Annotated in this window: 19 protein-coding genes and 1 tRNA gene; 8 read left to right on the forward strand and 12 right to left on the reverse strand. The window is 65.6% G+C overall.

Annotated elements, in window-relative coordinates; genetic code table 11:
* Window positions 1-3: 3 nt before the first annotated feature.
* Entirely contained in the window at window positions 4-3,390 is a 3,387-nt protein-coding gene (locus AC5ZFO_RS12215; RefSeq protein WP_496122113.1) for a helicase-related protein, read from the reverse strand.
* A gap of 780 nt (window positions 3,391-4,170) precedes the next feature.
* Window positions 4,171-5,061 carry a DUF3108 domain-containing protein gene (locus AC5ZFO_RS12220; RefSeq protein ID WP_282520263.1) on the reverse strand — a complete coding sequence of 297 codons (891 nt, stop codon included), beginning with the start codon at window positions 5,059-5,061 and terminating at the stop codon, window positions 4,171-4,173.
* Between the two features lie 496 nt (window positions 5,062-5,557).
* Here AC5ZFO_RS12220 and rpmB point away from each other — a divergent pair, with 496 nt between their 5' ends.
* Window positions 5,558-5,869: a 50S ribosomal protein L28 gene (gene rpmB / locus AC5ZFO_RS12225; protein WP_063980641.1), complete on the forward strand. Its 312-nt coding sequence runs from the start codon at window positions 5,558-5,560 to the stop codon at window positions 5,867-5,869.
* A 104-nt stretch (window positions 5,870-5,973) separates the two neighbouring features.
* Here the strand turns inward: rpmB and AC5ZFO_RS12230 are convergent, their stop codons facing one another.
* Complete coding sequence (locus AC5ZFO_RS12230) at window positions 5,974-7,269, reverse strand: beta family protein (RefSeq protein WP_496122114.1); 1,296 nt, start codon at window positions 7,267-7,269, stop codon at window positions 5,974-5,976.
* On the opposite strand from AC5ZFO_RS12230, the gene AC5ZFO_RS12235 reads away from it, so the two are divergent.
* The 3 genes from AC5ZFO_RS12235 (at window position 7,255) to ftsZ (ending at window position 9,490) form a co-directional block, all read left to right on the forward strand.
* A tRNA-OTHER gene (locus AC5ZFO_RS12235) sits at window positions 7,255-7,366 on the forward strand. The two genes, AC5ZFO_RS12230 and AC5ZFO_RS12235, sit on opposite strands and share 15 nt — an antisense overlap.
* 238 nt (window positions 7,367-7,604) lie before the next feature.
* Window positions 7,605-8,177, forward strand: coding sequence for a hypothetical protein (locus tag AC5ZFO_RS12240; RefSeq protein ID WP_282520261.1), 573 nt, complete (start codon window positions 7,605-7,607; stop codon window positions 8,175-8,177).
* Between the two features lie 59 nt (window positions 8,178-8,236).
* Window positions 8,237-9,490, forward strand: coding sequence for a cell division protein FtsZ (gene ftsZ / locus AC5ZFO_RS12245; RefSeq protein ID WP_282520260.1), 1,254 nt, complete (start codon window positions 8,237-8,239; stop codon window positions 9,488-9,490).
* 276 nt (window positions 9,491-9,766) lie between these two features.
* Here the strand turns inward: ftsZ and AC5ZFO_RS12250 are convergent, their stop codons facing one another.
* Window positions 9,767-10,405, reverse strand: a complete 639-nt coding sequence (locus tag AC5ZFO_RS12250) for a nucleotide exchange factor GrpE (protein WP_282520259.1) — start codon at window positions 10,403-10,405, stop codon at window positions 9,767-9,769.
* Between the two features lie 197 nt (window positions 10,406-10,602).
* Here AC5ZFO_RS12250 and AC5ZFO_RS12255 point away from each other — a divergent pair, with 197 nt between their 5' ends.
* Window positions 10,603-11,979: a T6SS phospholipase effector Tle1-like catalytic domain-containing protein gene (locus tag AC5ZFO_RS12255; protein ID WP_282520258.1), complete on the forward strand. Its 1,377-nt coding sequence runs from the start codon at window positions 10,603-10,605 to the stop codon at window positions 11,977-11,979.
* Between the two features lie 275 nt (window positions 11,980-12,254).
* Window positions 12,255-12,500, forward strand: coding sequence for a PilZ domain-containing protein (locus AC5ZFO_RS12260; RefSeq protein WP_282520257.1), 246 nt, complete (start codon window positions 12,255-12,257; stop codon window positions 12,498-12,500).
* A 57-nt stretch (window positions 12,501-12,557) separates the two neighbouring features.
* Here the strand turns inward: AC5ZFO_RS12260 and AC5ZFO_RS12265 are convergent, their stop codons facing one another.
* The 7 genes from AC5ZFO_RS12265 to cobS all read right to left on the reverse strand — a co-directional run bounded on the left by AC5ZFO_RS12265 (window position 12,558) and on the right by cobS (window position 19,499).
* Window positions 12,558-12,965 (reverse strand): hypothetical protein, encoded by a 408-nt coding sequence (locus AC5ZFO_RS12265; protein ID WP_282520256.1) that lies wholly within the window; start codon window positions 12,963-12,965, stop codon window positions 12,558-12,560.
* A gap of 115 nt (window positions 12,966-13,080) precedes the next feature.
* Window positions 13,081-14,193: an NADH:flavin oxidoreductase/NADH oxidase gene (locus tag AC5ZFO_RS12270; protein ID WP_282520255.1), complete on the reverse strand. Its 1,113-nt coding sequence runs from the start codon at window positions 14,191-14,193 to the stop codon at window positions 13,081-13,083.
* A gap of 119 nt (window positions 14,194-14,312) precedes the next feature.
* Entirely contained in the window at window positions 14,313-15,035 is a 723-nt protein-coding gene (locus tag AC5ZFO_RS12275) for a hypothetical protein (protein ID WP_282520254.1), read from the reverse strand.
* 80 nt (window positions 15,036-15,115) lie between these two features.
* Window positions 15,116-16,186, reverse strand: a complete 1,071-nt coding sequence (locus AC5ZFO_RS12280) for an esterase-like activity of phytase family protein (RefSeq protein ID WP_282520253.1) — start codon at window positions 16,184-16,186, stop codon at window positions 15,116-15,118.
* Window positions 16,183-18,090 (reverse strand): cobaltochelatase subunit CobT, encoded by a 1,908-nt coding sequence (gene cobT / locus AC5ZFO_RS12285; protein ID WP_014490393.1) that lies wholly within the window; start codon window positions 18,088-18,090, stop codon window positions 16,183-16,185. The genes AC5ZFO_RS12280 and cobT overlap by 4 nt, the downstream gene beginning before the upstream one ends.
* Window positions 18,087-18,497, reverse strand: coding sequence for a GNAT family N-acetyltransferase (locus AC5ZFO_RS12290; RefSeq protein ID WP_282520252.1), 411 nt, complete (start codon window positions 18,495-18,497; stop codon window positions 18,087-18,089). The genes cobT and AC5ZFO_RS12290 overlap by 4 nt, the downstream gene beginning before the upstream one ends.
* Window positions 18,498-18,500: 3 nt before the next feature.
* The gene (cobS, locus tag AC5ZFO_RS12295) at window positions 18,501-19,499 is read right to left on the reverse strand and encodes a cobaltochelatase subunit CobS (RefSeq protein ID WP_282520251.1); all 999 of its coding nucleotides are present in this window, start codon (window positions 19,497-19,499) and stop codon (window positions 18,501-18,503) included.
* 298 nt (window positions 19,500-19,797) lie between these two features.
* Between cobS and AC5ZFO_RS12300 the strand changes: the two genes are divergently transcribed.
* On the forward strand, window positions 19,798-20,457 hold the full coding sequence (locus AC5ZFO_RS12300; protein ID WP_282520250.1) for a DedA family protein: 660 nt from the start codon (window positions 19,798-19,800) through the stop codon (window positions 20,455-20,457).
* Between the two features lie 183 nt (window positions 20,458-20,640).
* Here the strand turns inward: AC5ZFO_RS12300 and AC5ZFO_RS12305 are convergent, their stop codons facing one another.
* Entirely contained in the window at window positions 20,641-21,870 is a 1,230-nt protein-coding gene (locus tag AC5ZFO_RS12305; protein WP_282520249.1) for a citrate synthase family protein, read from the reverse strand.
* A 79-nt stretch (window positions 21,871-21,949) separates the two neighbouring features.
* On the opposite strand from AC5ZFO_RS12305, the gene AC5ZFO_RS12310 reads away from it, so the two are divergent.
* Window positions 21,950-23,053 (forward strand): citrate synthase/methylcitrate synthase, encoded by a 1,104-nt coding sequence (locus tag AC5ZFO_RS12310; protein WP_282520248.1) that lies wholly within the window; start codon window positions 21,950-21,952, stop codon window positions 23,051-23,053.
* Window positions 23,054-23,187 lie beyond the last annotated feature (134 nt).

Consider the following 23,187-nt stretch of genomic DNA (forward strand, 5'->3'; position numbering starts at 1 on the left):
GGATCACTCCTTGCGACCGGACAGCTGCTCTTTCAGCGCAGCAAGCTTTGCGAAGGGCGAGTTCGGATCGGCCGGACGATCGCGCTCGCGCGGGTTGGCGCTCGAGGCGTAGGGGCGCAGCGAGGGACCGCCCTGGCGGTCGCGGCCCTTGTCGCGGTCACGACCGCGATTGTCGCGGCCCTTGTCCCGATCTCCGCCGAACTTGCCCTTGTTGCGATCGCGATCCTTGTTGTCGCGATCCTTGCCCTCGAAGCGGCGGTTCCTGTCGTCGCGCCCCTCTGGACGCGGCGCGCCTTCGGCGCCACCTTCGCGCGGCTTGCGGAAATCTCTGCCGCCATCGCGGCGATGACCGCCGTGACGATGACGCTCGCCGCGCTTCTCGCCGTCAGCGGCTTGCGCTGCTTCGCCTTCCGCTGGTGCAACACCCGCCTCGGCGCCCGCCTGCGGGCGCTGATTGTGGTGACGCTGGTGGCGATGACGCTCGTGGCGCGGCTTGCGATCCTCGTGGCGGCCGCCGGGGCGCCAGACCTCGACGAGTTCGGGCTCGGCAGGCGCAGCGGCAGCCTCGACGGGCGCGGCCGCATCGGCGGATGCAGCGGCTTCCGTTGCAGCAGCCTCGGCGGGGGCGGCCTCCACAGCCTCGGTGGGTGCAGCAGCAGCCTCTTCCGCCGGCGGCGCGATGCCGGGGGCATCCTCGGGCGTGACGGGGGCATCAGGCGATGCTTCGAGCGCCGGCTCCTCGTGCGCGGGCTCGTCGTGCTGCTCCATGCCGGGCGCGTCTTCGACGGTGACTGGCTCGGCGGCAGCTTCGATCGCGGTGTCCGCGGTTGTCGCAGCATCGTCGGTCGCAGTCGGTTCCGTCGGAGCCTCCGCGCTGGCTTCGGCCGCCGGCGTCTCGACGGCAGCAGCCACCGGCTTCGGCGGCAGCGGCGCACGCTTCTCCATGCGATAGCCGAGCGCGCGCAGCACCGAGGCGAAATCCTCGCCGGCCGAGCCGGTGAGCGAGGTCATCGCCTGCGTCACCACAAAGCTGCGGCCGTCGAACGCGCCGGCAGGCTTTTCGCCGGGCGAGTTCTCGCGCCAGGCCAGCGCCGGGCGGATCAGGTCGGCGAGCCGCTCCAGGATGTCGACGCGCACGGCGCGCTCGCCGGCCTGCTTGTAGCCGAGCACGCGATAGGCATCGCGCGGCAGCTGCTTGTCGACCGGGAACGAGGTGCGGCCCGAAGATGCCAGATGCTGCGCGCCCGAGAGCGACGACAGATCGACATTGTCCTGCTTCAGCGCCCACAGCAGTGCGGCCAGCGCACGGCCGGCGGGCTTCAGCAGGCCGGGGAAATAGATGTGATAGGCCCCGAAGCGGACGCCGTATTTGCGCAACACGGCACGCGAGGGCTGGTCGAGATCCTTCAGCTCGTTGGCGATCTTGGGACGCTCGAGCACGCCGAGCGCCTCGACCAGCTGATAGGCGATGCCGCGGGCAATGCCGGTGACGTCCTCGGCCTTCGAGAGCTCGAACATCGGCCCGAGCAGCTTTTCGATATGCGTCTTGAGCCAGAGCTCGAGCCGGGCCTGCACCTTCTCACGCGGGCTACCGGTGAGGCGCTCGTCGGAGATGATGCGGATGCGCGGCTGCAGCGCCTCCTCCGCGGCAGACAGGCGCGCCACGGCATCGCCGGTCCAGCGGATGGTGCCTTCCGAGGTCAGCACGAACTGATCGTCCGGCGCATTGCCCAGTTTTTCGGCGCGCGCGTTGATCTCGCCGGCGAGCACCGCTTGCGCTGCAGCCTGCAAGGCTTTCGCATCGGAGCCTGCTTCCGCTGCATCCGGTGCAAAGGTGAAGCCATCGAGGCGGCCGATGACATGGCCTTCGACGATGACTTCGCCGGTCTTGCCGATTTCAGTATTCAAGCTCGTGTTCTCCCGCAGGCGGCGCATCAATACACTGGTCCGGCGATCAACGAAACGCTCAGTCAAGCGTTCATGGAGCGCATCCGATAATTTATTTTCGACCTCCCGCGCGATCCCCTGCCAGCGTTCGGGGTCCCGCAGCCAGTCCGGGCGGTTGGCGACGAAGGTCCAGGTGCGAATTTGCGCGATCCGGGCCGACAGCGTGTCGATGTCGCCGTCGATGCGGTCGGCCTGGTCGACCTGGGCCGCGAACCAGGAATCGGGGATGCAGCCCTTCTGCATCAGGAACCCGTACAGCGTGGTGACGAGCTCGGCATGGGCGGCCGGCGACAGTTTTCGGTAATCGGGGACCTGGCAGGCCTCCCACAGCCGTTCCACCGCCGCCTTGCCATGCGCGATATCGCGCACCTCGACGTCGCGGGCGGCGTGATCGAGCACGCGCATGTCCTCGGCGATCGGCGCGCGCGTCAGCGCCTCATGGCCGGGCGACTGGTTCAGCGACACCTGGAGCGCGCCGAGGGAGGCGAAATCCAGCTTCGCATTGCGCCATTGCAGCATCTTCACGTTGTCGAAGGTGTGGTTCTGCAGCGCGTTGACGAGCTCGGGCTCGAACGGGGCGCAGCGGCCCGTCGTCCCGAAGGTGCCGTTGCGCGTGGCGCGGCCCGCACGGCCGGCGATCTGCGCGAATTCGGCCGGCGTCAGGCGGCGGAACTGGTAGCCGTCGAATTTGCGGTCGGAGGCGAAGGCGACGTGGTCGACGTCGAGATTGAGGCCCATGCCGACGGCGTCGGTGGCGACGAGGTAGTCGACGTCGCCGTTCTGGAACATCTCCACCTGCGCATTGCGCGTGCGGGGCGAGAGCGATCCCAGCACCACGGCCGCGCCGCCATGCTGGCGGCGGATCAGCTCGGCGATGGCGTAGACCTCGTCGGCCGAGAAGGCGACGATGGCGGTGCGGCGCGGCTGGCGCGTGATCTTGCGGTCGCCGGCGAATTCCAGCTGCGACAGGCGCGGCCGCGTGATCATGGACACGCCGGGCAGCAGCCGCTCGATGATCGGGCGCATCGTGGCGGCGCCCAGCAGCAGCGTCTCGTCGCGGCCGCGGCGGTTGAGGATGCGGTCGGTGAAGACGTGGCCGCGTTCGAGATCGGAGGCGATCTGGACTTCGTCGACGGCAAGGAAAGAGACGTCGAGGTCGCGCGGCATCGCCTCGACGGTGGAGACCCAATAGCGCGGGTTCTTCGGCTTGATCTTCTCCTCGCCGGTCACGAGCGCGACGGCCTCGCTGCCGACCCTGGCTGCGATCTTGTTGTAGACCTCGCGCGCGAGCAGCCGCAGCGGCAGCCCGATCACGCCAGAGGGATGCGCGAGCATCCGCTCGATGGCGAGATGGGTCTTGCCGGTGTTGGTCGGCCCGAGCACCGCAGTGACGCCCGCGCCGGGTGCGCGCTCGGAGGCGAAGGGGGAGGAGGAGAAGGCCATGTCTGGGGATTAGGTAGTGGCGATTTGGGCGAATGTCAGTGCTGTTTTGGGGTGTGTTGAGGGCTGTGAGGTGTCAGCCATGTCTCCGAACGCTACCCTGCAGCCAGGCATTCCGCTGTCATGCCCCGGCTCGACCGGGGCATCCAGTACGCCGCGGCCTGCCCGCTCGACCACAGCCGCCTCGGCGTACTGGATCGCCCGGTCAAGCCGGGCGATGACACCAAGCGTGTGGGAGCGCGCTCCCCAAACCTCGCGCAACTGTCTCACTTTGCGACGCTTTTCCCGTTGGCCTTAAGCTTCGGAACGACTCTAGAACGAATCGCGGCCGAATCGCTGACTCCCGCTGAAGTCCTGTTCCGTTCACGCCACATGTCGCGGGACTCTTATTGGCTGTGCACTAGATGGAGTTTTGCCCTGCCGCACAAGCGGCGTTTCGATGACTGGTTCCTTAAAATTGGGGACGGCGCGGAGTCGAATCAGAATCGGAGAGGAGTCAAATGGATTCCGGACCAGAGGGCGCCAAACTCATTTTCGCGAAAACAACCCCATGCACAGTAGAAACGGGTGGCGCGGTAATGGTGGGGCGGCGATGGGTAAGGTGTTGATGCGGCGGGCTTTCTTACCCTCCCCTGGAGGGGGAGGGTCGTGACGCATGGAGCGAAGCGAAATGCGGCGCGGGGTGGGGTGATCTCTCCCCTCGAACAGTGCCCGTGGGGAGAGATCACCCCACCCCGCTCGCGCTGCGCGCGATCGACCCGCCCCCTCCAGGGGAGGGTAAGATCACTGCGTCTTGGCGACCTTTGGCGGCTGGGCTGAGGTGATGAAGCTGGTCGCTTCCAGCATGGCCGGGCCGAGCGGCGTTGGCACCTTCAGCCAGAACGGAACCAGGATGCGCGTGCCTGCCACCGGTGCGAACGCGATCTCGATGTTGCGCTGGGCGGCGAGGTATTTGATCACGGGGCGATCGGGGATGTAGCCCGCCACGGGGACGAAATAGAGCGCGCAGACCACGACCGGGCCCCTGTAGCCCTTCTCGGCCTTCACGCTCTCCATGCGCTTGAAATCGAGCTTGAGATCGTAGCGCATGCGGCCGTCGAACACCGGCGCGGCGTTGCGGCAGGCATCCGGCGTCACGGGGTCGCCGGTGCCGGGCACGCGCAGCAGCGAGGCCGTCATCGGGTCCCAGACGCCGCGGCGATGCGCGTCGGTGACGACGATGCGGTCGGCATCAACAGGCGGCTCCGGCACGATGCCGAACTCCTTCACATTCCCCTTGTCGAGCGTGATGTGGATCTGTTCGGTCTTCTTCGAGGTGGTGGTGGAGGCCTGGTAGCCGGTCGCGACCAGCGCGCCGTTGACCACCCTGCCTTGCGAGGCGCCGGTGCCGGACCCGCCCGCGAAGGATTTCAGCAGCCCCGCGGTGCCGCCGGAGGCCGCGGCCGCGAACACGTCGTCCCCGATGTCGATGTTCCAGGCGCCCTTGCCGACCGGAATGCCCGCCAGCGTCGCCTCATACTGCGCCTCGAGCTTGCCCTGCGCCGCCACGGGCTCCGCCCCCCACGCGACGACGAGCCCGCAAAGGGCCGCGAAGGCAAGCCGGCCGGCGGAGCGCGGACCGACTGAGCGCGGGCTGACCGAGCCTTGGGGCCAAAGTCGTGGTGATGCGAGCACGAAACAATCCAATCGGGGCGCGAACGGTTGTTACTTAAGCCAAAAACCGCCGCAAACAATGCGTCCGGGCGTCAAGGCTTGCGGAACTCCACCTGACGTTTCGGGGGTGAATACGCCCTTTATGTGATGGTAAGGCACTTCAATCATTGCCGTTTTGGTGATCGGGGATGGTAAGGTCGTGCCACTTATTCCCCTGTCATGCCCCGGCTTGACCGGGGCATCCAGTACGCCGCCGCCCTTCGGCTCCAGCCGCGCCGCTGGTGGAATACTGGATCGCCCGGTCAGGCCGGGCGATGACACCTGATATGAGGCCTGAGATCCCGGGTTCGCGCTCGCGCGCGCCCCGGGACGACGGGCCAAAAACGGCCCGTCGCCTTGACGTCCCGCCCCTTCCCCCCTATACGTCCGCCCGCTCCCTGCAAGGACACAGAATTAGCCCCCGTGGCGCCCAGAATGGCGGCCGCAAATCGTTGGGGGACAGAAGAGGATTTCTACCATGTCTCGCCGCTGCGAACTGACGGCCAAGGGCCCCCTCGTCGGCCACAAGGTCAGCCACTCCAACATCAAGACCAAGCGCCGCTTCCTGCCGAACCTCGTCAACGTGACGTTCATCAGCGAAGCGCTCGGCCGCAACGTGCGCCTGCGCGTCTCCACCAACGCGGTCAAGAGCGTCGACCACAATGGCGGCCTCGACCCCTTCCTGCTCAAGGCCAAGGCCGACGTCCTGTCGCCGCGCGCCCTCGAGCTGAAGCGCGCCATCCAGAAGAAGGTCGGCCCGACGGCCGCGCCGGCGAAGAAGGCCAGCTAATCCAATTTTGAAATCGGGCGGGGGCTAAGTCGCGTGGCGTAGTCTTAGCCAGTAGAGTTGCGTTGCGGCCGGATCGAAAGATCCGGCCGTTTTTGTTTTTGGTCTCAGCGCGTTTCCGATTTGCGAGCACTAGAAGAAACCTCAATCGCAAAAAGGTCACCCTGCGTGGGAGGAGCGCTGACGTGCTGAAGCTCCAGTACCCGCGACAAACCGTAGATCTCGGCTATTCGCTCCCCGTTAGACGTCAGGTGGTGATCAGTCGATGCCCAGCGCCACTTCGCGGCATTCCCTGTCGATGCGGTCCTCCTGTGAAGACCGTCTATGTAGGAGTCGCCCTGACTGTAAGCTGGACCAGCATAGAACGCCTGCGAAGTCAGTAGATCAGCCACAGGGAAAATCGCCTCATACCCATGAGGCTTCTTTACGGAAGTCCCTTTCGCAATTGCATACATCCGGGGCGTCGAATACCGGAGGTGAGCTGACGGCGTTCGTCTCTGAGGCTTTTGGATTGGTGACGTATCCAGCGCGTAGTCCCCATACATCGGGGTTCTCAAGAGCCCTTTGGGGTTGGAGATCAACTTCTCATAGAGCGACAAATCCGTCCGTGGATATTCCTTCACCTGCCCCGAGTGTAACTTAGCCGCGGCAGGAAAAGAGCTCAGAGCGATCGCAAACCCTTTCCAATGGTGGAGAAAGGGGAAGTCCGCAATCTGATCAGCGATCAACTCAACGAACTCATCTTGCATCTCACCGACGGACGTTTCGAGCGTCTTGAAGTCGAGCACTAAAAGAGAACGCGAGGCACCACAGCCGAGATCGTCCAGCATCGCTCTCAAGTCGGATTGAAAAGTCGGGCTATCCAAGTGCGTCGCTTCAACACGAACACAAATTGGAAATTCCGGATGCCATTCAACGAAGCGTCGGCAAGCCTTCCGATACGTAACTGAGTGGCTAAGAGAAATAGCAGGACAAGCTGCGACGCCTGCGAGCCTGGCTCGTTCTAAGAGCTCGGTTAGCGGATGCCGCGTCAATCCCTCTTTATGCAATTCGTCATCGATGTGGCCAGCGTCAACAAAAGCGATCTGATCACCCCAGACCTCGCGTAAACGACGTCCAAATAGCTTGATGTGTTCGGTTGGCGTTAGGGGCCGCTGCTTTTCGTGATCAAAGTCACCCGCTGGTGGCATCTCGAATAACACATGCAACCGGCTGGGACTCCGGCGATAAGTTGCCAAGGCTGCGCGCTCGCCCTGCTTCCATCGCATAATGACGAAGAGGTCGCTGTGGCGAGACACGTCACCTACGACCTGACGCCTCTCATCGAGAAGCTGCAGCCGTGGGGGGAGGAACGCAGCGCCGAGAAACACGCTCGGCGCGAGCAGAAACGCAGTGTAGCTCAACAGGAGAGAGCACCCGGTTACGACAGCCTTCTTTGATTCGCGGTCTGTAGGAGGTTGACCGGGGAGGTTGCAGGTTCGAGTCCTGCCGCTGCGCCCAACTTTATTATTTGGCTCGGATACGCGCGGACTAACGCGCGTATCCGATTTCAATTGGGGCCGCCCGAATGCGCCTTATCTAGCGGCCCTCGTCGGCAAGCGTCTTGCCTGCGCAAGACGGACAAGACACAGCCCCTCGCGCGTTAACCGTCCGTTAACCAACGCAGCCTAGCCTGCGGTAATCGTCCAGCCATCATTAGCTCGAAATGCCTTCCCGGTTTGCTCCAGGAGAAGCGCCGATGTGCGTTGCGTTGTTGACGTATGCCGATCTCAGTGCCCGGCTCAATATCTCGCGCGAGGCCGCTCGTGCCCTGGCGAGACGTCGCCGCTTGCCGCGCTCGCGGGCGGAGGACGGCAAGGCCCTGGTGAGCGTTGATCTCGCCGAACTCCGCTACACGCCCCGCCCGCGACGGGCCCGCCGGGCGGACCACGTCGATGCCCCCCTGGCAAAGATCGAGACATTGGATTCCTGTTCTGACGCGTTTTCCTTGCGCGAATCGGTACCCACTTCGCTCGAAAACGCTATGGAGACCGAAGCATTCAAGGCGGAGATCGCGCGGCTCGAAGATGTCGCCGCCGCCTACAGGGCAGTGTTCGAGCGCGAGCGCGAACGTGCCGATCGCCTGGCCGTCGAGCTGCTGCAGGCGGCCGCCGAGACGGCGGCAGCCAATGCGTGGGCGGCACGACTGGAAGACGAAGTGGCGGACTTACGGACCGGTCGCCAGGCTGGCGGCACGACCGCCGGAGCCGCGCGTCGATTGGGACATCTGGCCGCGGCCATCGTGGGCGCAGACCGCGCGGCTCGCAGATAGCACTCGAACCCTTCTCCATCCCGGCCTGCCGGAGCAATCGCGAGGACAGAATGACTGGCATGACCGATATTCACGAGATGAAGGCCCGCATTGTCGTGTTCGGAGTCGGCGGCGCCGGCGGCAATGCCGTCAACAACATGATCACATCCGGGCTGCAGGGGGTCGACTTCGTCGTCGCCAATACCGACGCGCAGGCGCTTGCGATGTCGAAGGCGCCGCGCCTGATCCAGCTGGGCACCCAGGTCACCGCAGGCCTCGGCGCCGGCTCGCAGCCCGAACTCGGACGCGCCGCAGCCGAGGAGGTCATCGATACGATCCGCGATCAGTTGACCGGCGCGCACATGGTGTTCGTGACGGCCGGCATGGGCGGCGGCACTGGCACCGGGGCCGCACCCATCATCGCCAGGACCGCGCGCGAGCTCGGCATCCTCACGATCGGCGTGGTCACCAAGCCATTCTATTTCGAGGGCCAGCGCCGCATGCGCTTTGCCGAAGCCGGCATCGAGGAGCTGCTGACGACGGTCGACACCCTGCTGATCATCCCGAACCAGAACCTGTTCCGGGTGGCCAGCGCGAAGACCACATTCGCCGATGCCTTTGCCCTTGCCGACCAGGTGCTTTACTCGGGCGTGGCCTGCATCAGCGACCTCATCGTCAAGGAAGGCCTGATCAATCTCGATTTTGCCGACGTTCTCTCCGTGATGCGGGAGAAGGGCAAGGCCATGATGGGACGGGGCGAGGCTTCCGGCGAGAAACGCGTGCTCGCCGCCGCCGTGGCCGCCATTTCCAATCCGTTGATCGAGAACCCCTCGATCAAGCGCGCCAGCGGCCTCATCATCTCCATCACCGGCGGCAAGGATCTCATGCTGTACGAGGTCGACGAAGCCGCGACGCGGATTCGCGACGAGGCCGACCCGGACGCCAACATCATCGTCGGCGCGTCGTTCGACGAAAGCCTCGAAGGCATCGTCCGCGTCTCGGTGGTGGCGACCGGGATCGACAATGTCGACCCGGCACTCCTGGCGCGACCGGCGGAAACTCCGCTCACGCAACTCGCCGGCAGGCTGCGCGACGACAGCCGCCGCATCGCCGATCGCATCGAGCAGCGCAGTGCGCCGCTTCCGCAGGTGGAAAGCCCGCCGCTCCGCCCGGCGGCCGGCCGACCCGCGGGGCAACCGGCAAGGCCCGATCCGGAATATGCCCGCCGCGCAGCTCAACAGCCGCTCGATCCTTACGGCCGCACGTCTCCGCGCAATATAGCCGACGAAGACCTTCTCGACATCCCGGCCTTCCTGCGCCGCTCGGCAAACTGAGCGCGATACCGCCAGAGCGTCATGGCCGGGCGTAGCCGTCTGAAGGACGGCGTCGCTTCGCTCGCCTATGTCCCGGCCATCCACGCCTTTCCCAAGGCACGGAGAACGTGGATGCCCGGGACAAGCCCGGGCATGACGACCTCGTGTAAATCTTCATATGCGATTGCCCTCCGCTTGTGGGGGAAGGCTACGCGCCGCAAAACGCGTCCTCATCCTGAGGAGCCCGCCGAAGGCGGGCGTCTCGAAGGATGGGCCGCAAGGAACCAACCGCCGCGTTCACGCTGCCGTGCTGCGCGGGGTCTCCGCTGATTCCTTTTTCTCCGGCTCCTTGTCGCGAGACAGCCATGCCGGGAAGCGAAGCAGGCGATCGATGCTGTCTTTTGATGGCTCGATGGGCGGCACGATGGGCGCTTCATTGGCCGAACGCGGGAGGTCCAGCACGGCCTGTCCTGCCCGCACCGCATCCGCGCGCTGATCGAGTTCGCGCAACAGGGGATCAAGCACGCTGTCGATTTCGGTCGCCACCGACACGATGAAACTATTGAGATCGCGGGCCTCGGGCACGACGGCCGAGGCCGACTCGATCGCCCTGGAGAGACCATCGACGACCGGTGCAAACGCGCCGGCGGCTTGCTTGATTCGCGTTCTTATCGCGTCGATTTCGCCCAGGACGCGATCACGCTCCCGCCTGGTCTTCTCTTCCGAAAGGCGGGCTTCGATTTCGGCGATCTGAGCCGTGAGAGTCGTGGCTTCGGATGCGAGTGCGTCGCGTCGCAGGCGCGCACGATCGAGATCGCGGCTGAGATTGTCCACTAGATCGTCCTTCCCGAACATGGTTTTGCTCCGTAGGACAGCCGTAACGCGAACCGCCGGCCCGATCAGCGCATGAAAGGCTGGATCGGCCAAAACAGGCATCAATTTCGGTCGCGTCATATGGGCCGACATGGTGACCCCCCATTGTCCACATTAGGCGACGGCATGGTTAACAAGCGGTTAATGTCAACAGATGATGGAGCAATGAGGCACCATGCCACTGATGCCGACTTCGTCTCCTCGCTGCCATCCGTTTTCGCTATACTCGTCCCGGTAGCATCACCGGGAGGGGCTGACCTGTGCAGCACGACGACCAGCACAAACCCAAAACCGAGCCGAAAAACCTCGTCATCTGCTGTGACGGCACCGGCAACGAGATCTCGGAGAACATCTCCAACGTCCTGAAGCTCTATCGCTGCCTGCGCAAGACCGACAAGACGCAGCCGCGGCAGATGGTGTTTTACGATCCGGGCGTCGGCACGGTGACGGAGCCTTCGACGTGGCACCGGCTCAAGGCCAACGTCAATCTCGTGCTGGGGCTCGCCACCGGCTACGGGCTCGATGACAACGTGCTCTCAGCCTATTGCTTCCTGGTCGAGCATTACGCGCCGGGCGACCGCATCTACCTGTTCGGCTTCTCGCGCGGCGCCTATACCGTGCGGGTGCTGGCGGGGCTGATCCACAAAATTGGTCTGATCTCGCCGGAGCAGGCGAACCTCGCAGGCTCCGGCCTCGTCGCCTACAAGCAATATTCCGGCACCGGGCGCGGCAACGACATCGAGGACCTCAAGGATGTCGCCTTCGACGAGAGCGGGCCGCTGCCGAAGGACGAATTCGACCTCGCGGCACAATTCGCGCGCATCACCTCGACGCGCTGGCCGACCATCCACTTCATCGGGGTCTGGGACACGGTGGCGAGCGTGATCGTGCCGCGGCGCGACAATTTCTTCTTCGTGTTCAGCCTGGAGGAGCTCGCCTTCACGCTGCGCAATCCGAGCGTCAAAATCTTCCGGCAGGCGATCGCGATCGACGAGCGGCGCTGCATGTTCCGCCTGAAAGAGTATGAGGAGCCGCAGGAATATTGGCGCAACCGCTATGTGCCCGACGAGAAGAAGGAGCCGCAGGACATTTTGCAGGTTTGGTTCGCCGGCGTGCATTGCGACGTCGGCGGCGGCTATCCGGAAGCCGAAAGCGGCGAGTCCAAATATCCGCTGATCTGGATGATCGAGGAAGCCGCGAAGGCCGGGCTGAACTTCAACCCGCGCACCGTGAACCAGCTCGCCTGGGGCATCCAGCGCAAGAACTCGCCGTTCAGGTATGTCGAGCCTGAATACACCGGCAAGGTGGGCGAGCTGCACAATTCGATGACGGCGCTCTGGCGCGTGCTGGAATATCTGCCGAAGAGCGCGAAGTACAAGGAATGGCCGGAGCGGAAGGTTTTCCTGGGCTTCTACATCCCCGATTGCGAGCCGCGCGTGATCCCCGAAGGCGCCCATGTGCACGAGAGCGTGCTGAAGCGGATGGCGGTGGAGCCGGGCTACCGGCCGGTGAACTTGCCGAAGGATTATGTGACCGTGCCGATGCCGGTGAGGCCGCATGCTGAAGCCGCTCCGGACTCGCTGCCACCCTCCCCTGGAGGGGGAGGGTCGGCTCATATTGAGCACAGCGAAATATGAGACGGGGTGGGGTGAAGGTCTCTCCACCTCCAACACTGCCCGTGTTGAGAGATCACCCCACCCCGCTCGCGCTACGCGCGATCGACCCACGAGCGAGCTTCGCTCGTCTCGGCCCCCTCCAGGGGAGGGTGGGCACCCCGCTACCGGCGCTTTCTCCGTTCGCTGCTACTTTTCATTAAAATTCTCAGGCCGGCCTTAGTCGGATCGCATCAACTCTTTTCCATCATGTCGCTCAAGACCACCCGCGCCGTCCGCGGAATTGGAGGAGAGTGCCAATGCATCCGCGCCGACATGCCCGCGTGAAACCTTCCGGGCTGGTGTCCCGCCAGGCCAAGATCATCACCGACCCGCGCGCGCCGGTGATCCCCTGCACGCTGATCGACTATTCGCCCGGCGGCGCCTGCGTCGATCTCGGCGGGCAGGTGACTATCCCCGACAGGTTCGAGCTGCTCCACGTCAACACCAAGAAGCGCTGTCGCATCGCCTGGAAGCGCGGCTCGCGGATCGGCGTGGTGTTTTAGGGAAAATAACGAGCCGCTTGCTTACCCTCCCCTGGAGGGGGAGGGTAAGAAAGAAAGCTACGCCCGCATCCTGGCTTTCGTGCCGGCGACGATCTGCATGGCGACGCCGGCGACCCAGCCGAACAGAGCGAGCCAGGTCCACGCCAAATGCGGCTCGAGGCGCAGCACGATGACGGCGACGGAGGCGAGCGCGGTGAGCGTGGCGCAGAGCGTGCCGGCGGCGCTCAGGAATTCCGCGGCGTCGATGGCGCTGTGGGCATCGTCGAACGGCAGCTGCGGCGTGTCGATGCCGAGATAGAAGCCGACGAAGCCGAGCAGCATCATCATCAGCAGAAAACCCTGCGTGGTGAGCGGGGCGATCGCAGATCCCACATAGGCGCCGACGAACAACCCGCACGCCGCGCCTGCCATCGCGAGGCCCACGCGTTCGAACACGTGGGCAGTCTTGCGAACACGAAACCGCATGGCGGGCCTCCGTGAGGAGTTGAACGCGCAGAGGTTAGGCCAGTTTTGCGGAGCGTGGAAGGTGAGGAGAGTTACGGATGCGTGAGGGCGCGGGACTTGGGCGTGCGGCGCCGCCCTACCTCGCCCCGAACGTGGTCTTGCCGAACAGCGCCTTTTGCGTCGACGGCTGCGAGCGCCAGTATTGCGGCGGGGCTTCGACTTCGCCGCCGAGTTCGGCCGCGGCGTGCCAGCCCCAGCGGGGATCGTAGAGCAAGCTGCGGCCGAGCGCGACCATGTCGGCCTTGCCGGATGCCACAATCTCCTCGGCGTGTTTGGCTTCGGTGATCAGGCCGACGGCGATGGTGGGCAATCCGGTCTCGCGCTTGATGGCCTCGGCAAACTGCACCTGATAGCCGGGGCCGAGCGGGATCTTCTGCAGCGGCGAGACGCCGCCGGAGGAGGCATCGATCCAGTCGACGCCGCGCGCCTTCAGCGCGTTGGCGAACGTGATGGTCTGCGCCAGATCCCAGCCGCCCTCGACCCAGTCGGTCGACGACACCCGCATGCCGACCGGCTTGTCGTGCGGGAAGACCGCGCGCACCGCGTCGTAGATCTCCAGCGGAAAGCGCATGCGGTTCTCGAGCGAGCCGCCATACTCGTCGGTGCGCCTGTTCGAGATCGGCGAGAGGAACTGATGCATGAGATAGCCGTGCGCGCCGTGCAGCTCGATCGCGTCGATGCCGAGCCGGGCCGCGCGCTTCGCACTGTCGACGAAGGCGTCGCGGATGCGCTTCAGGCCCGCGGCATCGAGCGCCAGCGGCGCGGCCTCGCCCTCCTTGTGCGGCAACGCCGACGGCGCCACCGTCTGCCAGCCGCCCGCACTCTGCGGAATGAGCTGGCCGCCGTCCCAGGGCCGCGCGCTGGAGGCCTTGCGGCCGGCATGGGCGAGCTGCATCGCGATGGCCGTCGAGGAATGCTTGCGCACGGAGGTGAGGATCTGCTTCAGCGCGGCCTCGCAAGCGTCGCTGTAGAGCCCGAGACAGCCCGGCGTGATGCGCCCGATCGCCTCGACATGGGTCGCCTCGATGCAGAACATCGACGCGCCCGACAGCGCGAGGTTGTTGATGTGGGTGAAATGCCAGTCGGTGGCGACGCCGTCGTCGGCCGAATATTGGCACATCGGCGACACGACAACGCGGTTCTTCAGCGTCAGGCCGCGCAGCTTGATCGGGGAAAACAGGGCGCTCATGCGGGGAGTTCCGGGGGATGGAGGGATGGAAGCGATTGCATGAAGTTTAGTAGGCGAATCGCGAATTGCCAGTTGCGCAGGCGGCATGGCCGCAGGCCGGGCCATGCATTGCGGGCGCGCTAATCCACGTCCTGGAACTTCCCCGGCTGCGGCTTGCCCATGCGGATCTTGCCATCGGGCATCAGCTCGCCATCGGCCTCCGCCGAGAACTGGATCGTATTGCCGCCGCCGTCGCGCTTCGACGCCTTGCCGAGCGGGCCGAGTTTATCGGCGAGGACAGTGTCGTCTTCCACGAACACACGATACTCGGTGAGGTGGAAGCGGCGCGGCGACAGCCAAGTCAGCGCCGGCACGGAGGTGCGCATGTCGCCGTCATTGGCGCGATCGACGGTGCGGCTGGTCGCGTCGCGGAACAGGTCCGGCCCGTCGAGCAGCTTCGCGCGGTTGCCGTCGATAGCATAGATGTTCAGCGTGACGATGTGGCGCTCGCTGCGGAACGACACCGCGACGGTGCGCGAGTCCGGCGACCAGGCGGCGTGGAAGGCATCCGGCGCCGAGTCCAGAATGTTGTCGTCGTCAACATTGTCGAGCGTCATCAGCCGGCGATGGCCGGGCTCAGCCATCAGGTAGATGCGAAAGCCTTCGCTCCCGGACTCGCCGCCGCCATGGGCTGCGACGGACAGCTTCCCGTTCGGCGCGCGGCCGCCCTGGATGATGGCGTATTCGTTCTTTCCATACCGATGCTCGGCCGTGGCGAAGGCCGGCGAGGATGCAGCGAGCGTGAGGGCAAGGGCGAGGATGGCGCGGCGGAGGGGCATGATGTTGTGTCGCAGGACGGGCATTGCACGTTCATCCTCGGAAGGTGTGGATTGACGACCCCGGCAACGTCAAGCCGAAAGGCCAGCGCCTGTGAGGACGAGCCCTACTCCATCAGCGTGAACTGCAGCAGCAGCGTGCGCTGGAGCATCGAGAAATTGTCGTCCGACACCATCGTCAGCACCGTCTCGCCTTCGGGGGTGACGTGGGCGTCGATGCCTTCCATGTTGTCGACCTCGTGGCCGAGATCGGCGGCGAACAGCGCGGGGCCGTCGACCAGCGCGCCCGGCGCGATCGATTTCAGGGGGATCGACCGAATGCGGATGTTGATACCGGTGAACCAGGAGAATTTGCGCTCGAGGATGAGAAGCTCGCCGGACGGCAGCAGCACGGCGTCGCTGATGTCGAATTTTTCGGTGCGGCGGACGCTGAACTGGCCGGGCGACGGACCGCCGATCAGGAACGCGACCAGATTGCCGTCGGCGTCGAGCCCGCGCTCGGAGAAGGCGACCAGGGTGCCCGCCAGCGGCTGGCCTTTCGGCACGACGACCATCGCTTCGAGCCCCTTGTTGGAGGGCAGCTTCCGCAGGGCGGGCGGCGTCGGCAACACCTCGCCGCGGGCGCGCGTGCCGCCTTTCGCAAAATCAAAGCGCAGGATCTGGTTGACGCGTTCGAGTCCGACATAAACGACATTACCGTCGCGCGCGAGCGACTCGGTGTCGTACCAGAACCGCTTCTCCGTGATCGGCCGGCCCTCGGAATTGAGCATCGGGGACGCCTCGACATCGTCGAGCCCGATCATCTTGCCGCCGGAATAGCGGATGCTGCCGGTGAACCAGCCGCCCTGGTCGGAGAGCGCGAGGAAGCGCTCGCCCTTCGCATCGAGCCGGATGCCGGACAGGCCGCCGAAGCCGCGATAGGGCGAGGTCAGCACCAGGCCGCTGCGATATTGCAGCTGACCGAAGCGCACGCGCGAGCGGTCGCGCGGCTCGAAATTGGGAATCGGCCGCGCGTTCACCTCGACGCTGACAGGCTCGGTGACGGCGTGCTCGATCTGCGCGGCGCGCGGCGGCGGCTCTGTCGTCGGCTGCGCTTGCGCCAGTCGGGCGAGTGCGAGAGTGGAAAATCCCGCCGCCGCGTGGCCAAGAAAGCTGCGGCGGGACGATTGCGTGCTCACGAATGCAATTTGCGCCGCGGGCGACCGGCCTGATGCGTGGGCGCGGTGTTGGTCTCGCTGAACAGCTCGGCGAGCTTCTCGGTGATGGCACCGCCGAGCTCTTCGGCATCCACGATCGTCACCGCGCGGCGATAGTAGCGCGTCACGTCATGGCCGATGCCGATCGCGATCAGCTCGACCGGCGAGCGGGTCTCGATCTCCTCGATGATGTGGCGCAGGTGCCGCTCGAGATAGTTGCCGGGATTGACCGACAGCGTGGAATCGTCGACCGGCGCACCATCGGAGATCATCATCAGGATCTTGCGCTGCTCGGGCCGGCCGAGCAGGCGCTTGTGCGCCCAGTCCAGCGCCTCGCCGTCGATGTTCTCCTTCAGCAGCCCCTCACGCATCATCAGGCCGAGGTTCTTGCGCGCGCGGCGCCAGGGGGCATCCGCCGACTTGTAGATGATGTGGCGGAGATCGTTGAGGCGGCCGGGATTGGCCGGCTTGCCGGCGGCAAGCCACGCCTCGCGCGATTGCCCGCCCTTCCAGGCGCGCGTGGTGAAGCCGAGGATCTCGACCTTGACGCCGCAACGCTCCAGCGTGCGCGCCAGGATGTCGGCGCAGGTCGCGGCGACCGTGATCGGGCGGCCGCGCATCGAGCCGGAATTGTCGAGCAGCAGCGTCACCACGGTGTCGCGGAACGTCGCCTCCTTCTCGTGCATGAAGGAGAGCGGGTGATAGGGATCGGTCACCACGCGCGACAGCCGCGCCGGATCCAGAATGCCCTCTTCGAGGTCGAAGTCCCAGGCGCGGTTCTGCTGCGCCATCAAGCGCCTCTGAAGGCGGTTGGCGAGGCGGGCGACGATGCCCTGCAGATGCGCGAGCTGCTTGTCGAGATAGGCGCGCAGGCGCTCCAGCTCGTCATGGTCGCAGAGGTCTTCGGCCGCGATGACCTCGTCGAATTTCGGCGCGAAGGCGTGATATTCCGGCCCGCGCGGCTCGTTCTTGCCGTGCGCGTTCGGACGCGTCGCCTCGCCCGGGGTCTCGTCGTCGCCGAGCTCACCGTCGTCGAACGTGTCGGAGGTCGAGGCCTGCGCGCTTTCCATCGCGCTCTCGCTCATCTCCTCGCTGGAGGCCTGCGCCTGGTCGGCGCTCATCTCCTGCGCGGCATCGGAATCGGGCGAGCCCTCGGCGCCGGACTGATCGTTGTCGCCGTCGCGGTTCTCCTCGTCGTCGTCATTGTCTTCGCTGTCGGCGCTGCGCTCGTCGCCGAGCTCGAGCGCGGTCAACAGGTCATGCACGGCGTCGCCGAACCTGGTCTGGTCCTCGACCAGGCCATCGAGCCGGTCGAGCCGCTTGCCGATCTTGTCCTCGAGAATGGGCCGCCAGAGATCGACCATCTTCTTCGCCGCAGTGGGCGGCGCCATGCCGGTCAGGCGCTCGCGCACCAGCATCGCCAGCGCATCCGCCAGCGGCGCATCGGCACGGTCGGTGATTTCGTCGAACTTGCCGCGATGGAAATGATCGTCGAGCATCGCGCTGAGGTTTTTCGCAACGCCCGCCATGCGGCGCGCGCCGATCGCCTCGACGCGGGCCTGCTCGACAGCCTCGAACACGCCGCGCGCCTGCGGATTGCCGGGCATCAGCTTGCGATGCAGCTTTGCATCGTGGCAGGCGATCTTGAGCGCGATGGAATCGGCGTGGCCGCGCACGATCGCAGCGTCACGTTTTGTCATTTTTCGCGCCGGCTCCGGCAGCCGCGCTTTGCCCGGCGCCAGACCGGGGCGCTCGGCCGCAAAACTGACCTCGAGCTCGGGCGACTTCGCGATCGCCTTCAGGCAGGAGGCCACCGAGCGCTTGAACGGCTCGGTCGGGGCTTCCTTGGTGTTACGGAATTTGGAATTGGATGATGATGTGCTCATAGCGACTTCGTAAACGAATGGCGCGTCACGCCGCCGGGATAGCCCTTGAGGGTGCCGAACTCCTCGTACCCTTGGGAACGATAGAAGCCCGGCGCCTGGAAACTCATCGTATCGACATGGGCCTGGACCGCGCCCTGCCGTCTTGCCTCGTCCTCGATCGCTGCGATCAGCTTCGTCCCAGAACCCTTGCCGCGCTGCTTCTGGTCGATCCAAAAATACTGGATGAACAGAACCGTGCCCCAGAGGTGTCCGACGACGCCGCCGACGATCTTGCCGCGATCTTTCAGCGAGACCGCGATGCTCTTGACCTTCTGCTTCCCGAACTGCTCGTCGTTATAGGCGCCGAGCCCGGCGAGCACAGCCTTCTTGGTGGTCCCAATGGTGCGCTCGACGGTGATGTTCGGCATGGTCTAGCTGAGCGCCACGTTGACCGCCGATTCCGGCAGCTCCGCGTTGAAGCAGCGCTGGTAGAACTCGGCGACCAGGGGACGCTCGAGCTCGTCGCACTTGTTGAGGAAGGTGACCCGGAACGCGAAGCCGATATCGCCGAAGATATCGGCGTTCTCGGCCCAGGTGATCACCGTGCGCGGGCTCATCACCGTCGACAGATCGCCATTGGCGAAGGCGTTGCGGGTGAGATCGGCGAGGCGAACCATCTTGTTGACGATGTCGCGGCCCTCCTGGGTGCGATAGTGCTTGGCCTTGGCCAGCACGATCTCCACTTCCTCGTCGTGGCTGAGATAGTTCAGCGTGGTGACGATCGACCAGCGGTCCATCTGGCCCTGGTTGATCTGCTGGGTGCCGTGATAGAGGCCCGAGGTGTCGCCGAGGCCGACCGTGTTGGCGGTCGAGAACAGGCGAAACGCCGGGTGCGGCTTGATCACCTTGTTCTGGTCGAGCAGCGTCAGGCGGCCGGAGACCTCCAGCACGCGCTGGATCACGAACATCACGTCGGGGCGGCCGGCGTCGTATTCGTCGAACACCAGCGCGACGTTGTTCTGGAGCGCCCAGGGCAGGATGCCGTCGCGGAATTCGGTGACCTGCTTGCCGTCGCGGACCACGATCGAGTCCTTGCCGACGAGGTCGATACGGCTGATGTGGCTGTCGAGGTTGACGCGCACGCAGGGCCAGTTCAGGCGCGCGGCGACCTGCTCGATATGGGTGGATTTACCGGTGCCGTGATAGCCGGTGACCATCACGCGGCGATTGCGGGCAAAGCCGGCGAGAATGGCGAGCGTGGTGGCGCGGTCGAAGCGGTAGTCGGAATCGACTTCGGGCACATGAGGATCGACTTCGGAATAGGCCGGGACTTCGAGATCGCTGTCGATCCCGAACACCTGGCGCACCGACACCTTCATGTCGGGCAAACCGGAAACTTCCTCAACTTTGGACAGGGCGGCGGTCGTCATCAATCCTCCGAGGCCCCGGGCGGTCCCGAGACCAGTTATTTGCACGTTGGCTGCGGCTGGGTGCGGTTGCGAACCTATCAGAGACAACGTGCCGGCAGAAGCCCGCGCCCCAATCAAAGTTCCATTGTCTTTTCATTTAGATAGGCAAGGAACGCGATTTTTGGAGGGCTGCCTTGCGAATCACGCTCGAATTTCGGGCGGGAGGCGTGGCCTGCCCACGCGAATGGCACTTTTACCGCGTGCGACTACTTATGTAGGGTCCGAACCCCCGGTGCTCCAGCCCCCCGCGAAAGACGACGTGACGTCCTTTCTCGATCCCCTCATCTCCTTCGTTTCGGCCCATGCGTGGCTGGCCTATCTGACCCTGTTCCTGGCGGCGCTGCTCGAAGCCGTCCCGGTGGTGGGGTCGGTGATCCCCGGCTCGACCATCATTCTGGCGCTGAGCGCGCTGGTTCCAGGCGGGGAATTGAAGCTCCAATGGGTGCTGCTGGCGGCGGCAATCGGCGCCGTGCTTGGCGACGGCTCGGCCTACTGGATCGGGCACCGGCAGCAGCGCGAGATCCTCAACACCTGGCCCCTGACCAAATATCCGCGCGTGGTCGCGGAGAGCGAAAGCTTCTTCCACCGCTTCGGCACCTGGGCCGTGTTCTTTGCCCGCTTCGTGCCGCCGATCCGCGCTTTCGTGCCGGTGACAGCCGGGGCGCTCGGCATGGCGCCGGCAAAATTCTATGCGGTGAACATCCCGGCGATCCTGGTCTGGGCGCCAGCACATGTGCTGCCGGGCGTGCTGGCGGTGTCGGCGTTTCACCAATATTTCGGGGTGCCGCACCACGGGCATCCGTTCAAGCACATCTGGATTTTGATGGTGGTGGCCGTGGCGATCATCGGCGGCCTTGGCATCTGGTACTACCGCCGCCGGCAGAACGGCCTCGTCGCGACGTCCAAGCCGCGGGCTTAGTTCTTACCCTCCCCTGGAGGGGGAGGGTCGATCGCGCGAAGCGCGAGCGGGGTGGGGTGATCTCTCCACTCGAACAGTGCCCGTGTGGAGAGATCACCCCTCCCCGTCGCCCGCTTCGCTGCGCTCAACGTGCGCCGACCCTCCCCCTCCAGGGGAGGGTGACAGCGCACCTCGCCGCCCCTCTCAGCTCTTCAACTCCACCGCCACCACCCTTCGCCCCGGGGCCGGCCCCACATACCTTGCGCGCGGGCGGATCAGCTTGCCGAACTGCAATTGCTCGCTGGCGTGCGCGATCCAGCCGACGCTGCGGGCCATCGCGAACAGCGCGAGCTCGCTGCCTAAGGGCAGGCGCAGCGCGTGCACGAGGACGGCGAGCGCGTAGTCGATATTGACGAGCTCGCCGGTCGCCTCGACGATCCGCTCCGGCACTTCGCGCGTGAATTTGCGCGGTGCGCCGGCACGCGCCAGCGCGTTCAGCAGCGACTGCGCGCGGGGATCGCCGCGCTTGTAGACGCCGTGGCCGAAGCCGGCAAAGCGCTCACCCAAGGCGACGCGCTCGCGAACCATCGGGGCGACATCGCGATCGACCAGTGCCTTGACGAGCTGCGAGGCCAGCACGCCGGCGCCACCATGCTTCGGCCCTTTCAACGCGGCGAGGCCGGCTATGACGGAGTCATAGAGGTTGAGGCCGGTCGATGCCGCGCAGCGCGCGGTGAAGGTCGAGGCGTTCAATTCATGATCGGCGAGCAGCACCAGCGCGCGGCGGATGAGGTCGGGCGCGTGCTTGTTGTCGGGCGCCCAGGCCTTCGCGATCTGCTGGTGCAGCGGCTCGGACGACGGCTCGGCATTGAGCATGGTCGCAACCAGGAGCCGGACAATGCGCCCGCCGACCATCGCGCGGCCGTCGGGCGCGCGGGTGAATGCACGCGCGTCCGCGCTGGTCGCAAGCGCCAGCACCGCGATGGCACGGTCGATCGGCGCGGCGCGGCGCGCGGCCTCTGCGATCGCGCGCATCTCGTCGGAGATATGGGGCTGATTGTCCGGCGTGAAGGGATCGACGTCGGAGACGTCCCACAGCAGCGTCGCCGTGTGCTCCAGCGTGTCGTTCTCGGCGAGATCGACGCAATTGACGCCGCGGTAGATCGCGCCCTCCTCGGTGATGGTCGAGATCTCCGTGTCCATGACCGGCAGGTCGGCATCGAAGCTGCGCAAGCCGCGCGGCTCCGGCGACGGCACCCGGCGCTCCTTGAGGGCGCGGACGTCCTCGGCCCGGTAGCGGTTTTTTCGCGAATCCGGCGTCGGCTCGGAGCGGATCAGGCCACGGCTGACATAGGCGTAGAGGGTGGCCGGCGAGATCGCGAGCTCGGCGGCAGCTTCCCGGGCCGACAGATAGAGCTCCTCGGAATTATTCATATTGATTTATGTAATCAAGATTGATCAATCTGTCGAGAGGCCTGATTTTCTCCTGGTGCAGTGCAAAGGAGATTGGGTCATGAACATCCACCTCACCAAAAGCCAGATCGGGCTGGACGGCGTTCCCGCGGCCGAGACCGTGCTGAGCCATGTCGATGGCGAGCGCGGCGAGCTGATCATCGCCGGCGAGCATGTCGGTACCCTCGCAAGCCAGTCGAGCTTCGAGGGCGTCACCGCCCGGCTCTGGAATGGCGCGAGCAAGACCACGCTGAGCGAAGCCAATGTGCGGGCGAGCCTCGGTGCCGCGCGCGAGCGGGCCTTCGCGCGGCTGGACGAGCTGCTGCCGGCGACGCACGGCATGGGTATCGTCGACGGGTTCCGCGCGGCGGTCGCAGGACTTCGCGCCGAGCACGGGCTCGAGCATGAAGCGACCATCGTCGGCGCCTTTCCGGTGATCGCAGGCGCGCTGGTCCGGCGCACCAAGGGGCTCGATCCGATCGCGCCCGATCCGAACGCGAGCCACGGCGCCGATACGCTTCGCATGCTGCATGGGCGCGCGCCTGCAACGCGCGAGGTCACCGCGCTGGACGCCTATCTCGTCACCGCCAGCGACCACGGCATGAACGCCTCGACCTTCACCGCGCGCGTGGTGGCCTCGACGCAGGCCGATCTGTTTGCCGCAGTGACCGCCGGCTATTGCGCGCTCACGGGCCCCTTGCACGGCGGCGCGCCGGAGCCGGTGCTGGAAATGCTCGACGCGATCGGTTCGCGCGAGCGAATCCAGCCGTGGGTGGATGCGGCGCTGGCGCGCGGCGAGCGGATGATGGGCTTTGGCCACCGCGTCTATCGCGTCCGCGATCCGCGCGCCGACGTGCTCAAGACCGCGGTCGAGGCGCTGGCGTCCAATGGCACCGATCTGCCGTTTGCCGGCGAGGTCGAGGCCTATATCCGCAGCGCGCTGCGCAAGAAAAATCCGGACCGGCCGCTGGAGACGAATGTCGAGTTCTTTACCGCGATCCTGCTCGATGCGCTCGCGATTCCACGGCAGGCTTTCACGCCGATCTTCGCGGTGGCGCGTAGCGCAGGATGGACCGCGCATGCGCGCGAGCAGCAGCGGACGGGGCGGTTGATCCGGCCGAGTTCGTCCTATGTGGGGGAAATGCCGAAGGCTTCCGGCGAATAGGGCAGAAGGGCACGACAGCCGGGCCGTTCACTGCGCTGTCGTGCCTCGCCCGGACGCACGATGAGACGGCAGAGCCGTCGCGCGAGATCGTGATTGCGGGAACGCGCGCACGGTCCGGGGCGACGACCTTGGAA

It is taken from the genome of Bradyrhizobium sp. Unk1 (genome assembly GCF_059512345.1).